We start from the raw sequence: 13,178 nt of genomic DNA on the forward strand, positions 1-13,178 counted from the left end.
GTCGGAGTTCTCCGCAAGCCAAAACGAAGTAAAAACGAGGCGTCGGAGTTCTCCGCAAGCCAAAACGAAGCAAAAACAGGGCGTCGGAGTTCTCCGCAACCTCAAACGAAGTAAAAACGAGGCGTCGGAGTTCTCCGCAAGCTCAAACGAAGTAAAAACGAGGCGCCGGAGTTCTCCGCAAGCCAAAACGAAGCAAAAACAGGGCTTCGGAGTTCTCCGCAACCTCAAACGAAGTAAAAACGAGGCATCGGAGTTCTCCGCAAGCCAAAACGAAGCAAAAACAGGGCTTCGGAGTTCTCCGCAACCTCAAACAAAGTAAAAACGAGGCGTCGGAATTCTCCGCAAGCTCAAACGAAGCAAAAATGAGGCGCCGGAGTTCTCCGCAACCTCAAACGATGTGACAGGAAGGGTTGCTTTAGGCTGGTACTGCTGGCGCTTTTTCCTCCAATTCCCTGAGCCAGTTGCCACGAAACAAACGATAGAGAAAGAGCAAGCCGCGGAAAGTGAGCTCGATGGCCATGGCTATCCACACGCCACGTAGCCCGTAATCGCGCGCCAAATAGGCTGCCAGCGTAAGGCGCACACACCACATCGAGGCCAGATTCATGATGGCTGGACGCAAGGTGTCGCCCGCACCTACGCAGATGCTATAGGTGACGATGGAGGCCGCAAAGAAGGGTTCGGCGAAGGCTTCGATGCGCAACACGCTTGCTCCGAGCGCCTGAATATCGGCAACGGGGCTGAGCAGGGCTATCATCTCGGGGGCAAACACATACATGATGGCGCCCATCGCCGCCATAACGCTCATGCCCAAACCAACCGTGAGACGGGCAAAACTGCGGCACAAGGCGCTGCGTCCGGCGCCAAAGGTCTGGCCCACAAGGGTGGTTGCTGCGTCGCCGATGCCATAGCCCGGCATGTAACACAGGCTTTCGGCTGTGATGGCAAACGAATGGGCGGCGATGGCCACGTTGCCCAGCGGTGCCACGATGATGGTGCTCACCACTTGTGCACCACTCATAAGTGCCGACTGAATGGCTATTGGCAGACTAATTTTAAGGGCTTTGTGCACGTAGCCCCACTGCCATGGTGTGGGTAACACGTCCAAGTGCAAAGCCAAAATTTTATTTCGACGCGCAGCCAACCATGTAATGGGCAGCGAAACGCAAAGATAGGCCACAGCAGTGCCTAAAGCTGCGCCCATCACCCCCAAATGCAATGTATAAATGAAGATGTAGTTGAAAAACACATCCAACACACAAAGCAGCACACTCATGATGCTGGGCAATTGCATGTTGCCGGCCGACTTGAGCATGGCGCCCGACAAATCGAACAGCAAAATGAATGGCATTGCACACGAAAAGATGAGAAAATATTGCGAAGCACCGTCAACAATATCGGCACCACCGCCCAACCACAGTGGAATGGGCCGATGGAGCAACACGCCAACTAAAGTGATGAACAAACTAAACACCATGCCGCAAACAAGGGCTTGCCGATACACCTGGCGTGCCTTTGGAAAGTCGTTGGCTCCAATAAAATGCGCCACTTGCACCGAAAAACCTGTGGAAGCAGCCATCAACACACTACCCAACAACCAAATCGTTGGCTCGATGAGACCTATACTCGCAGAAGCAGCCGTACCAAGATGCCCCACCATGCTGGCATCAATGAAAAACATCATCACGGTGGTTAGCTGAGCCAACATCGATGGAATACTCAAACTCACAATGAGCCGCAGTTTCTCGCCTTGCGTCATGGGCAATCCGTTGCGAATGTTGGCTAATAATCTTTCGCTGCTTTTGCTTCCTAACATATCTGTTTAAATGAGTTTACAAAATTAATACAATTAAAATGATTTCCAAAAAACGACCATAAGAAAAGCACTACACAACAGCACATCGAGAAAACAAGGCACATAAAAAAAACGATTCTGCTCACGCAAAACCGTCTATTCTCTCAAACTTTCAAATCTATACTTTCGTTTTAACAATAGTGTTGTCCTGAACAATCTATTTACTTACCTTATGAAACTAAACCTTTCTTTTTTAAGAATCACTCAAAAGAGTGTGTTACCCTTCTACATCTTCTACCTTAACTAACACCTTATTATCCGAACAAATCTTTTACCAAAAGCTTCTACCTATGATTTATATTAATGAAAATCTATTCTTAACTTACGAAAATGATATCCCATCATTCTTATTTGTCTTTCGTTTTAAGACGACGCAAAGGTAAAAAGAAAGCTGAATGAAACATCATGTACGATGGAGAAATTGGCGTATGAGGTTTAATTTTTGATTTACATCAAAACACTTGCTGCCAATCTGCCCCACTTTAAAGAAGAAAAGCATGTGAAACAGTCGTCAAACTGCGTCACATGCTTTTACAATTTATATGCTTTTACCTGCCCTATCGGCAGAACCTTTACATGGCCTCAACTGCGCTATTCGGCCGTTCCAATCAGTTTCTTGGCTTGGAGCTGCGCACTCGTTTTGCCCGCATGATAGCTTCCGACCAACGTTACATCGAAAACGAGCGTGGAATTTGCGGGAATGCCATAACGACTATCGATGCCCGTAGTGAGCGCAGCAGGCACAGTGATTTGCCATCGGTCGCCCTTATGCATGTACATCAAAGCGGTTCCGAGCCCTACACCCCACTGACTATTGCTCACTTTTTGTGGTGCATTGCTCGTGGGGCTGAATGTCTCGGTCTGCCAGGTCTGTACAAAAACCTTTCCTTTTGTGTAGGTGGTCGACGGAATAAGACGCCCCTGCAGGTGCACCATCGCCGTGTCGGTGTAAAGCGGAGCGATGGTTCCCGTGCCCGTCTCGAGCACTTTCACCACCACAAAGTCGGTGGGTTGATTGCGACTTGCAGGCAACGACCACGCATGAAGCACTTTGACGTTGGGGTTGGTGGCCGACGCTATTAGCGCTTGCTGATAGGCTTGTGTGAAATAAGTTTCATTGCGCGCCTGCCAATTAGGAAACTCTTCTACCGTATTATCGTCCTCCTTGCAAGCCGATAAGCCAAGGAGCGCCAGCGCGAGGGGCAAGAAAAAATATGCAATGCGCTTCATTAGTCAACATTTATTTTCTTCAACAAACTGGTGATGCTCACGCGATCTTCCATGATTTTACGCAAATCGTCGATATCAACGCGCTCTTGCTTCATCGTGTCACGATAGCGCAAGGTCACTTTATGATCGTTGGGCGTATCGTGATCAACGGTCACGCAGAATGGCGTTCCCACTGCATCTTGGCGACGATAGCGCTTACCAATCGAGTCTTTCGGATCGCCATAATGCGTGTTGAAATGAAATTTGAGGTCGTCAACAATCTGCTGTGCCAACTCGGGCAGCCCATCCTTCTTGTCTAAGGGGAAGACTGCGCATTTCACAGGTGCCAAAGCCTCGGGCAATTTCAGTACGACACGCGTCTCACCGTTTTCGAGTTGCTCCTCGGTGTAGCTGTGACACATCACCGAAAGGAACATGCGGTCGACACCGATAGAGGTTTCAACATCATAGGGAGTGTAGTTCTCGTTGCAGTCGGGATCGAAATATTTAATCTGCCGTCCGCTGTATTTCTCGTGTTGCGACAGGTCGAAATTGGTGCGCGAGTGAATGCCTTCCACCTCTTTGAAACCAAATGGCATCTTAAATTCGATGTCGGTTGCCGCGTTAGCATAGTGAGCCAGCTTCTCATGGTCGTGGAAACGATAGTTGTCATTGCCCATGCCCAATGCCTCGTGCCATGCCAAACGATGCTTCTTCCAATACTCAAACCATTTCATTTCCGTGCCGGGCTGACAGAAGAATTGCATCTCCATTTGCTCAAATTCGCGCATGCGGAACACAAATTGTCGTGCCACAATCTCGTTGCGAAAGGCCTTACCTATTTGACAAATACCGAAAGGAAGCTTCATGCGACCAGTCTTTTGCACATTCAAATAGTTTACAAATATGCCTTGCGCTGTCTCCGGGCGCAGATAAATTTTATTGGTTTGGTCGCTCAATGAGCCTACCTCTGTGGAGAACATCAGATTGAACTGGCGCACATCGGTCCAGTTTTTCGTACCACTAATGGGGTCGACAATCTCTTCATCGAGAATAATTTGTTTCAGTTCTTCAAGATTAGGCCCCTGCATAGCCGCAGTGTAACGCTCATGCAAAGCATCGCGTTTCTGTTGATTTTCGAGCACACGTGGATTGGTTTCGCGAAATTTTGCCTCGTCGAAGCTATCGCCAAAGCGCTTCTTTGCCTTGGCTACTTCCTTCGCAATCTTCTCCTCATATTTTGCAATTTGGTCTTCAATGAGCACATCTGCACGATAGCGCTTCTTCGAATCGCGGTTGTCTATCAAGGGATCGTTGAAAGCATCCACGTGACCACTGGCCTTCCACACGGTGGGATGCATAAAGATGCTGGCGTCGATACCCACAATGTTGCTGTGCAACAACACCATGCTCTTCCACCAATACTCCTTAATATTGTTTTTCAGTTCTACGCCATTCTGCCCATAATCGTAAACGGCCGCCAAACCATCATAAATATCACTGCTGGGGAAAACGAAGCCATACTCCTTGCAGTGGCTCACAATTTTCTTGAAAACATCTTCTTGTGCCATAATTCTTCTGTTTATTTTTACTTTGCTGCAAAGATACAACATTTATCCGAAAACAGGCCCACGGGGCTGCAAAGTTATGTGAATAGCCGTCAGTTGAAAGACTATAAAGCAAAATTCAATCAACAAAAGAATTTTTGAGAATAAAAGAAAGAAGTATCAGCATAAATAACTACATTTGCAGTCGTGCACTTTCATTTGACAACGTACAGTTGTTAAATATAATATATAATCGCATTAATTAAACAAGGAGGTGATTTTAACAATGGTCATGATACTTTAACTGAAGAGCAATATGCTGACCAAGGCTCCCAAACATTTAGAGAATTCAACAGCTATATTCAACGAGTGTCAGAGAACAAAGAAAGTATTGTATCTATTTTAAATTCCAAAGATTATACTGATGGGCAAAAGAAGCGTATTATTGACAACTATTGGAAACAATATCAAGGAGAAAAGAAGATGCCAAGTAATTAAACTTTTCACGATGGTACTCACTTTATTTTATACAATTTCTTGTAATTCAAATCAATTTTTTTTTGACGAAAAAAGACAACAGATTGTATCTTGTTATACTATTGTGGCATTAGATGTATTGGATTTAAAAACTGGAGATATTTATTTTATAAAGAAAATTGCCGATAATACAGCTGGGACTAAGGTCATAAATTTAAATTGTCCCCCTAAAAATTATAATGTTTACCAGAATTTGCATAATAATCCTTTGAGGTGTAAGCGCTTTATTAAACCTAATAGAATATATGAAATTGTAAATGTTTCTGTTGGAGATGCAGGTAGATGGAAAGTTAGGTTATCTTCAGACTATAAAGGGAAACTTCATGCTGTACCCATAGACAAAAGTATATAGATGAATATATATAGTATAAAAGGCCGTAATCGTGAGACGACTCAGCACATATCGGGCGACAATATCATAGTGAAGTATGATTACGATGCCGTGGAACAACTTACCACTGTGCAGCATCCCAACGACAAGACCACCACGTATGAATATGAACTCTTGGGACATAAGCTCAAGGTGAACCACCCCGATGCAGGCGAAGTGACCTGTACATACTCTCAAAGTTCACAAAGACCATATACGGTTTCCCAAGTAAGAACATCAAAAGCTTTAAAAAGAAAAAAGACACGCAAATGAAAATCATTTTATTAATATTTACGGTATTATTACCTTGTAAGACGAATGCTCAGAGTGCACAAGACAGTAGTCTATATAGCAATATAAAATATGTAAATGGAAAATACGAGCGAGAGATAGAATGCGTATTTCAAGGGATTGGTAAGAATCCTATAGACGGAGATACGCAAGGAATAGCCTCAGCAATAAAAAAAGAGATTAAAGAGATTCCTAAAAGTTCAGTTTCGCTTGTTTATAAGGAAAAAGAATATTACATTAGCATAAAAAACAAGTGTCATACAAGAGGTATCCCATATGGTGAAAAGATAAAAATAAGAATTATCTATTTTGAGAAATTACGACAGCCGTATGATTTTACATACCCTTTTGCCATCATAACAAAGATTGAAGTTACAAGTAAAGCTCCTCAAGCTAAACCAGCAATCAATCCAATCACACTTCCGCAAAATAGTACAGATTTGAGAATTAATCCTCAATCGCCATCAAATAATGACTAATGATTATATATATGAGATTTTATTTTATATGGGTATGCTTTACTCTTTTCTTTGCATGCAGTGAAAATCGACAGTCTATACAAAAAAATATAAGGAAAAAGACTGAAGTTCCAAATCATTCCAACGTGCTACAAGATGAATCATTTAAAGTGTTCGTCAAGAAATTTCATAGTGATAAACACTTTATGGAATCAAGGATTGCAAAGATTGTTACAGGGTTCAATTCTGATGATTATGTTGTAGATGATACAATAACTGGAGCATATAAATGGGACAAGCAAGATATCATCTTCTATATGCACGAGGTTAACGATGCATACAAATCTATTAAGTATATAAAAAAATATACTATGTTAAGTGCTAAAGAGCAAGAAGAATATATATACATACCTGATAGTGGATGTTTCTATAAATGTATCTTCCAATTTAATGAAAAGTGGTATTTAATTGGATTTATTGTAAATAGATTATAACTCCAATACTGTTGATGTGTGTATTAAACATTACCTGTGCTGTGGATGCACAATCGCTGACAAATGGAAATCCTACTCATCTTGGTGGCGCATTCAAGCATAGCTATGCTTACGACAATTTAAACCGTTGGCGTCGGAAATGGTAAAACTAAGCATGTGTTTGTATGAGCTATATTTTAAGAATTTGGGGAACAAGTATTCTTGAAAAAGGCATTCGTTCCAAGGGGTCGGAAAACTGTATTGAAGAAAAGGCACATCCAAAGGGATAGAACAGATACATAAAGAGATTGCGCGCTAAATTAAAATCCATGATACCCATGGAAATGTTTTTCAAAAATATCAGGTATATTTGCACTTGCCAGTTGACGCTACGCTATAAAGCAAAATTCAATCAACAAAAGAATTTCTGAGAATAAAAGAAAGAAGTATCAGCATAAATAACTACATTTGCAGTTGTGCACTTTTGTTTGAAAACGTACACATTAAGGAGTAAATGGCAAAGGCAATAGTATTGTTACTTGTTGTAGGAATGTTTTTCTCGTGCTCTTTTAATACAAAAAGGAAAAGGGAAAATATAGAAGAGAGAGATTCTTTTTCTTATAATTGGGCTATGGATAAAACATTTTTCAAGGGGATACGTCTTTATCCTCTTGAAGATACAATAACGTCTATTCTTGAATCTCAAAAGAAAGGAGTATATTTAGAATTAGAAAGAGGAGATACGCTTGTCCTTATAACGAATATTGATAGATTGTTTAATAACTCAATTAGTTCGTTTAAAGATAAATTGGAGATAAGACAATTTTATAAAAGCTATGATATTGATTTTGATGACGATTTACCAATAAGTTGCTATATAACAAACCGATGTGATTCTTTTATATATCAATTAGGAATTAAAAAGAACTATTTATTAGAATACGGAAATATTAAAAGTAATTTACTTGTGTCTGATTCATTTAAAATCGGTATAGATATTAAAACAATGTTTAGTCGATATGGAATTCCTATACCTCAAAAGATAAAAAGGTATAAATATATCGCTATTATTTCGACCGAAGTTATAGGGGAGGCATGGTATACAAAATATAATATTCAGATAAAAAACAACACCCCCTCTTTTTCACTTATATTCATACAACTTTCAAATGGTACTATTAAAGAGATTATTTTTACAAATATTGGAACAGATAGTATAATTGAAACATAAAATTAATATTCATTGATATATTTGAAAGCAAAAACAAATTCTGTTTATACCAAGTTAGGTCACTGTGATTACCTTGGTTCAATATCCTATATTACCGATGCCAAGGCCAATACCACCCAGTTCGATGCTTATCTGCCCTATGGCGAATTGCTTGTGGATGAGCACACATCCTCAGAGGATATGCCGTATAAGTTCAACGGCAAGGAACTCGACCAAGAGACAGAACTATATTACTATGGAGCAAGATACATGAACCCTGTAACATCATTGTGGTATGGAGTCGATCCGATGGTCGAGAAGTATCCGAACATAACTGCTTTCAATTATTGTTTCAATAATCCTATTAATCATATTGATCCATTAGGAGAGGATACCGTTAACCTTCTGCCACCACCAAATAGAGATGCAAGAACATTTGTATTAAAAATGGATTACAAATATATGGATGCAGACCCAAATATTATAAATGTATGGGGGCATGGTAGTCCTGATGGTATAGAATATAATGGCGAGATGATTGATAATGCAAAGAGTTTTGATCAAATATTAAAATCCCATAGTACTGTATGGAAACAGCATAAACAAGGGGATTTTGCCATTATTGTACTCCATTCTTGCACTACAGCAGATTTTGCAAATGAACTATCGAAAGATAAACTATTTGACAATGTGTTAATTATAGCCCCCAACAAGAATATCCAGATTCATTATAAGCAAGGGAATCGGATAGGATATAGCCAACGCTATCACCAAACTTATTATCGAGGATATTATGGATATACAACTGTTTCAAATATCAATCCTTTAACAAAAAGACAAGAATTAGGAAAATGGATTGGTTATAAAAATGGAAGAGTGTATAATAACTATTCTGGAAAGGCAAGTAGCAAACCTGGTTCAAAAGGATTTGAATATAGAACATTTTTTGACATCATATTTGGTTCAAGATAAAATAGACATATGAATAACAAGCATATCGTTTCTTTCATGGTTGGATTTATAGCATTTATAGTAGGCATATATTGCAATTACAAAATAGGCCAAGAGAAAGATGCGGACTCATATTATATAGTTTCTCCGCCTTATCTTTCAGAATATAAGGCCAAAATTATAAAGAATAATTTTCTGTCAAAAGGTGGTAAAGACAATCTCCATAGTTTATTATTTTATTACCGAGATAAAGGTTATCCATTTAATAAGGAAATGATATATTTCTGTATTATTGCAGCCAACAGGTTTAATATAGATGAAGGGTATATCTTTACACTCCGAAGGTTGAAAGATATTATGAAAGAAGATGTTACAACCAAAGATGCAAAATTTATAATACACGATATGTATACAGACTTTCTAAAGCGAGGCCTTGAGGTGTGTCCACAAAAATTTTATTCTTTTATGGATGAGGTAAAGCGTGATAGTTTTGTATATTACAATCCCAAAATAGATACTATTCTCAATAAAAATTATATAAATGAGGAATAATATTGTTATTTTCATAGTTCTCTTTTTGATAGGATTAGTCTTGAATTATCAAAATTTAGAACCCACTATTGAATCGAATAGTGGTTGGGAAACGCTTAATAGTTCTTTTTTAAAAGAAAAAAAACTTATTGTAAGCGATGGAGATGTAGAAGCATATAAAAAGGTTGTAAAATACTTATTGTATACAAAGGGAAGAGATGATGCTTCCTCTATATTTTATTATGCATTCCTTATGGCTATTCAATATGAATATGCTCCTGCGAACTACGATGCATATCAAGCTTTAATCAAACCTTATGGAGAGATTACAGCTTTAGATAAGAACACGCAACAGTTAGCTATGTTCTTCCTTCATCGGGGGGCAAATAAAGGTAATAGAGAATGCATGCAAGCTCTTCATAAGTTAACTAAATAATATCAAACTCAAGTACAATAAATTAATGATAACTATTCTCCTCATCAATGATGCAGACTTGGGCAAGAGTATCTCCTCATCGGTGTTCCATTTTGGAAATGTGGGTGTCGCCATTTCGGCTTCTCAAATAAAAATCATTACCCGCTTCATTTCCTCAAGCACACAGGAGGGAAGCCGCACTACCACGGCTGATCCCGATAACACGGGGCGCAGTTATAACGACATTATCGGAGATTTGGGCGACCACTCCGTGCCCGAAGGTTGGGTGCAACGGCCGAAGTTCAATGAAAAGGGAGATGTTCCTGGCCCGCCCATTCAATGGCAGAAGCCCGAAGATCCGGATAATGTGCAGCCGGGCTATGGCTATATCCCAACGGATACCACCAACACCGAGGAAATCTTCTTCTATCATAGTGACCACCTCGGCAGTACCTCATATATCACCGACGCCAAGGCCAACATCACGCAGTTCGATGCGTACTTACCTTATGGCGAACTACTTGTGGATGAACACACATCCACAGAAGAAATGCCGTATAAGTTCAATGGTAAGGAACTCGATCAAGAGACGGGACTTTACTACTATGGCGCGAGGTATATGAATCCTATGACGAGTTTGTGGTATGGGGTGGATGCACTAACGGAGAAATATCCGAGTATCGGCGGGTATGTTTATTGTGCGGGGAATCCCGCAAAACTTCAAGATATACGTGGCTTTGAGCCAACAGAAGCAGAAGCTGCTATGATTTCAAAGCATGTATATGGGGGAACGGATGCTTCGGAAACTCAATATAACTTGAAAAAATCTGGCTGGGAAGTATCCCATATATTTGATGATATAGATTTAGGCTCAAATAGTGAGGAGGGATTTAAATCCCAATTTTATGAAAGAACAATTAATGGAAAGACTGAATTTTGTTATGCTTTTGCAGGTACAGACGATTGGCAAGATGTAAAAGATGATTATCACCAATTTATAGGGGAAACTCCAGAACAATATAAGAAAGCTGTTGCTAATGCTGAAGTTATTTCCATTGCATTGCAAGATAAATATGGTGAGAATGTCGATCTCACTTATGTAGGGCATTCTTTAGGTGGGGGATTAGCTACTGTTGCTAGTATGGCGACAGGACATAAAGCTAAAACATTTAATCCTGCAGCTATTGTTAGCTCTACGTTAAAAGGTAATGCAAGTAATGTGACAAATTATATTGCAACATCAATTCCTATAGGTTATAGCCTATTATTAGGAGGTCGTCTTTCTACAATAAGTATCGGAGGAGATGTTGTTACAATAGGGCAAAGGCTATTCTGGATAGAAGCTCCAGGTACATCCATACCTGTATATACGAGCATCATTGCTGGTCACTCAATTGATAATTTTTACAATTACTATTATCCCTCAAAATGATGAAATATTTATTTTTTATATTGCTACTATTACTAGTAGCTTGTGGGTTGCCATACTGCAAAAAAGTGAAATTAACAGAAGATGACTTGTTGTGGATTAATCATTTTAAAGCAAACGACACAATTTATTATCTCTCCAATCAGAATAATATAGATACCGTAATTGTGAAAGATGTTCAAATATGTAATCCAAAGAATACATTCATATTCGACACAGAAGGACAAAATTGGTTAGAAGGGGATAATGAGTTTTATGGCTTTGCCAAAGTTGATTTATCACTAATACACTTTACAGATACCTTTTTTATAGGATTCGAGATAAAACGAATAGCTAAATTGGGGGCATTAAGAAGTAGCTGTAATTTTTGTGAATGGAGTTGGATGTATAAAAAAATACATGTAAGTGCCATAAACATACAGGGACAATGCTTTAAAAATTGTTTTAGCATGAATATCAAGAAAATGGAACGAAATAAAGGAGATCAACCTCACATTGGCCTAAAGAGTGTGATATGGGATAAAGAAAAAGGATTAATCCAATATTCCTTGCTGAATGGGATTTCATACACCATAATATCTGCTCATAAACAATATTAAAAAAATGTGTAGTAAAAGGTATATGCCAGAGGTAAGGCCAAGCAGAGGCAAGTTACAGCATGCAGATGACTTTTGGACGCATGAGCGAACCGCTTACCAAGGTGCAAAAGGTGGATTCTACAAAGACGGCACAGTCTTACGACTTCACCTATAAGTACGAGGACAGCAACCATCCCACGGCTCCCACACAGATAGGGCATGAGCATTACACCTACGATGCCAACGGTAATCCCACGCTCGTGGAGAACGACAGCCTCAACACCGGGCGGAGAATGTATTGGGATGAGGATAACCGGCTGATGGTATTATCGGATAACGGCAAGACCTGCCGTTACACTTACAATGCCGCCGGCGAGCGTATCATCAAGAGCCACGGCGATTTGGAAGGGGTATATATCAATGGTGCGCCACAGGGAATCACGTTCCACGAAACGGAAGATTACACCATTTATCCTGCCCCGATGATCACTGTGACAAAGAACCGCTTCACCAAGCATTACTTTATTGGTGATAAACGTGTAGCAAGTAAACTCGGTGTAGGTAAGTTCAGCAATGTTTATGGCATCAGTGGCAACAACGTTACGGCAGGAGCTTTTATCCCCATCATATTTTGTTAAATCTACCATGCATGGCGAAAAGTTGTAATGGAATCTCATGAAAGCTCAAGCACTCATATTAGCAGCACCATTTTTTACAACATAAAGAATTTATGAATTAATCAACAAAAGAATTTTTGAGAATAAAAGAAAGAAGTATCAACATAAATAACTACATTTGCAGTTGTACACTTTTGTTTGACAACGTACATTTAAATGTATTATATTTATGAAAAAGTTCATATTTGTGTATATAGGCATATTTTGTATATTATTTACTTGTTATGGGAAAGGTATACGATTACAAACACACTACAAAAAGAATAATGATACAGACAGGGAATACAACTCTGTTTCTATCGTAGTAGATTGTTTGGGAGCAGATGAGGCTATGAATATTGTTAGCAAATTAAAAGAAGTAATAGAGTTAGAACGTTATTACAAGGTAAAAGGAAGAAAAGCTATTGTACTAATGCAATCCCCCAATAAGGAGACTCCTTATTTTTGGATTCAAGTAGGCTTTTCTACTTCATATCGGTTTGAACCAATATATAATTTTTATGTTTCACCGAAAAATGGTAGCGTTTTTTTTTATGATACAATGACAGATTCTATAATCAAAATAGAGGATTGGAGGAAGAATGTTCAAAAAAAGTAACTATACACAAACATATATACGGTGCTAAGATAATCGCACATTGGTGGAG

12 protein-coding genes and 3 pseudogenes are annotated in these 13,178 nt (G+C 39.5%); 12 read left to right on the plus strand and 3 right to left on the minus strand.

The window, feature by feature from the left end; translation table 11 throughout:
* Positions 1 to 415: 415 nt before the first annotated feature.
* The 3 genes from X919_RS0102870 to X919_RS0102880 all read right to left on the minus strand — a co-directional run bounded on the left by X919_RS0102870 (position 416) and on the right by X919_RS0102880 (position 4,635).
* Positions 416 to 1,816: an MATE family efflux transporter gene (locus X919_RS0102870; protein WP_028898944.1), complete on the minus strand. Its 1,401-nt coding sequence runs from the start codon at positions 1,814 to 1,816 to the stop codon at positions 416 to 418.
* A gap of 630 nt (positions 1,817 to 2,446) precedes the next feature.
* Entirely contained in the window at positions 2,447 to 3,085 is a 639-nt protein-coding gene (locus X919_RS0102875; RefSeq protein ID WP_028898945.1) for an FKBP-type peptidyl-prolyl cis-trans isomerase, read from the minus strand.
* The gene (locus tag X919_RS0102880) at positions 3,085 to 4,635 is read right to left on the minus strand and encodes a glycine--tRNA ligase (protein ID WP_028898946.1); all 1,551 of its coding nucleotides are present in this window, start codon (positions 4,633 to 4,635) and stop codon (positions 3,085 to 3,087) included. Before X919_RS0102880 ends, X919_RS0102875 begins: the two co-directional genes overlap by 1 nt.
* Positions 4,636 to 5,119: 484 nt before the next feature.
* On the opposite strand from X919_RS0102880, the gene X919_RS0102885 reads away from it, so the two are divergent.
* From X919_RS0102885 to X919_RS0102945, 12 genes and pseudogenes are all read left to right on the plus strand, one after another.
* Positions 5,120 to 5,500, plus strand: coding sequence for a hypothetical protein (locus X919_RS0102885; RefSeq protein ID WP_253270068.1), 381 nt, complete (start codon positions 5,120 to 5,122; stop codon positions 5,498 to 5,500).
* A complete protein-coding gene (locus tag X919_RS0102890; RefSeq protein ID WP_028898948.1) occupies positions 5,501 to 5,791 on the plus strand; it encodes a hypothetical protein in 291 nt (96 codons plus the stop codon).
* Complete coding sequence (locus X919_RS14640; RefSeq protein ID WP_051502381.1) at positions 5,788 to 6,288, plus strand: hypothetical protein; 501 nt, start codon at positions 5,788 to 5,790, stop codon at positions 6,286 to 6,288. The genes X919_RS0102890 and X919_RS14640 overlap by 4 nt, the downstream gene beginning before the upstream one ends.
* Positions 6,289 to 6,473: 185 nt before the next feature.
* Complete coding sequence (locus X919_RS16405) at positions 6,474 to 6,761, plus strand: hypothetical protein (protein WP_155949639.1); 288 nt, start codon at positions 6,474 to 6,476, stop codon at positions 6,759 to 6,761.
* Between the two features lie 493 nt (positions 6,762 to 7,254).
* Entirely contained in the window at positions 7,255 to 7,971 is a 717-nt protein-coding gene (locus X919_RS0102910; protein ID WP_028898950.1) for a hypothetical protein, read from the plus strand.
* 60 nt (positions 7,972 to 8,031) lie between these two features.
* Positions 8,032 to 8,922 (plus strand): annotated as a pseudogene (locus tag X919_RS17410) (RHS repeat domain-containing protein); the annotation flags it as partial.
* Positions 8,923 to 8,931: 9 nt separating this feature from the next.
* A complete protein-coding gene (locus X919_RS0102920; RefSeq protein WP_028898951.1) occupies positions 8,932 to 9,453 on the plus strand; it encodes a hypothetical protein in 522 nt (173 codons plus the stop codon).
* Positions 9,443 to 9,868: a hypothetical protein gene (locus X919_RS0102925; protein WP_028898952.1), complete on the plus strand. Its 426-nt coding sequence runs from the start codon at positions 9,443 to 9,445 to the stop codon at positions 9,866 to 9,868. The genes X919_RS0102920 and X919_RS0102925 overlap by 11 nt, the downstream gene beginning before the upstream one ends.
* A gap of 184 nt (positions 9,869 to 10,052) precedes the next feature.
* Positions 10,053 to 11,279 (plus strand): annotated as a pseudogene (locus X919_RS17185) (RHS repeat-associated core domain-containing protein); the annotation flags it as partial.
* A 65-nt stretch (positions 11,280 to 11,344) separates the two neighbouring features.
* Complete coding sequence (locus X919_RS0102935; RefSeq protein ID WP_253270070.1) at positions 11,345 to 11,875, plus strand: hypothetical protein; 531 nt, start codon at positions 11,345 to 11,347, stop codon at positions 11,873 to 11,875.
* Positions 11,876 to 11,893: 18 nt separating this feature from the next.
* Positions 11,894 to 12,465: pseudogene (locus X919_RS0102940) on the plus strand (RHS repeat-associated core domain-containing protein); the annotation flags it as partial.
* 235 nt (positions 12,466 to 12,700) lie between these two features.
* On the plus strand, positions 12,701 to 13,129 hold the full coding sequence (locus X919_RS0102945) for a hypothetical protein (protein ID WP_004380115.1): 429 nt from the start codon (positions 12,701 to 12,703) through the stop codon (positions 13,127 to 13,129).
* Positions 13,130 to 13,178: the final 49 nt, after the last annotated feature.

Source organism: Prevotella sp. HJM029 (genome assembly GCF_000599605.1).
Lineage (GTDB): Bacteria > Bacteroidota > Bacteroidia > Bacteroidales > Bacteroidaceae > Prevotella.

What these genes read in the sequence shown, in the direction of transcription:
- X919_RS0102875 (WP_028898945.1), bottom strand. Translation starts at nt 3,085, where the DNA reads ATGAAGCGCATTGCATATTTTTTCTTGCCCCTCGCGCTGGCGCTCCTT.
- X919_RS0102890 (WP_028898948.1), top strand. Translation starts at nt 5,501, where the DNA reads ATGAATATATATAGTATAAAAGGCCGTAATCGTGAGACGACTCAGCAC.
- X919_RS0102925 (WP_028898952.1), top strand. Translation starts at nt 9,443, where the DNA reads ATGAGGAATAATATTGTTATTTTCATAGTTCTCTTTTTGATAGGATTA.
- X919_RS0102920 (WP_028898951.1), top strand. Translation starts at nt 8,932, where the DNA reads ATGAATAACAAGCATATCGTTTCTTTCATGGTTGGATTTATAGCATTT.
- X919_RS0102945 (WP_004380115.1), top strand. Translation starts at nt 12,701, where the DNA reads ATGAAAAAGTTCATATTTGTGTATATAGGCATATTTTGTATATTATTT.
- X919_RS16405 (WP_155949639.1), top strand. Translation starts at nt 6,474, where the DNA reads ATGGAATCAAGGATTGCAAAGATTGTTACAGGGTTCAATTCTGATGAT.
- X919_RS0102880 (WP_028898946.1), bottom strand. Translation starts at nt 4,635, where the DNA reads ATGGCACAAGAAGATGTTTTCAAGAAAATTGTGAGCCACTGCAAGGAG.
- X919_RS0102885 (WP_253270068.1), top strand. Translation starts at nt 5,120, where the DNA reads ATGGTACTCACTTTATTTTATACAATTTCTTGTAATTCAAATCAATTT.
- X919_RS0102910 (WP_028898950.1), top strand. Translation starts at nt 7,255, where the DNA reads ATGGCAAAGGCAATAGTATTGTTACTTGTTGTAGGAATGTTTTTCTCG.
- X919_RS0102870 (WP_028898944.1), bottom strand. Translation starts at nt 1,816, where the DNA reads ATGTTAGGAAGCAAAAGCAGCGAAAGATTATTAGCCAACATTCGCAAC.
- X919_RS14640 (WP_051502381.1), top strand. Translation starts at nt 5,788, where the DNA reads ATGAAAATCATTTTATTAATATTTACGGTATTATTACCTTGTAAGACG.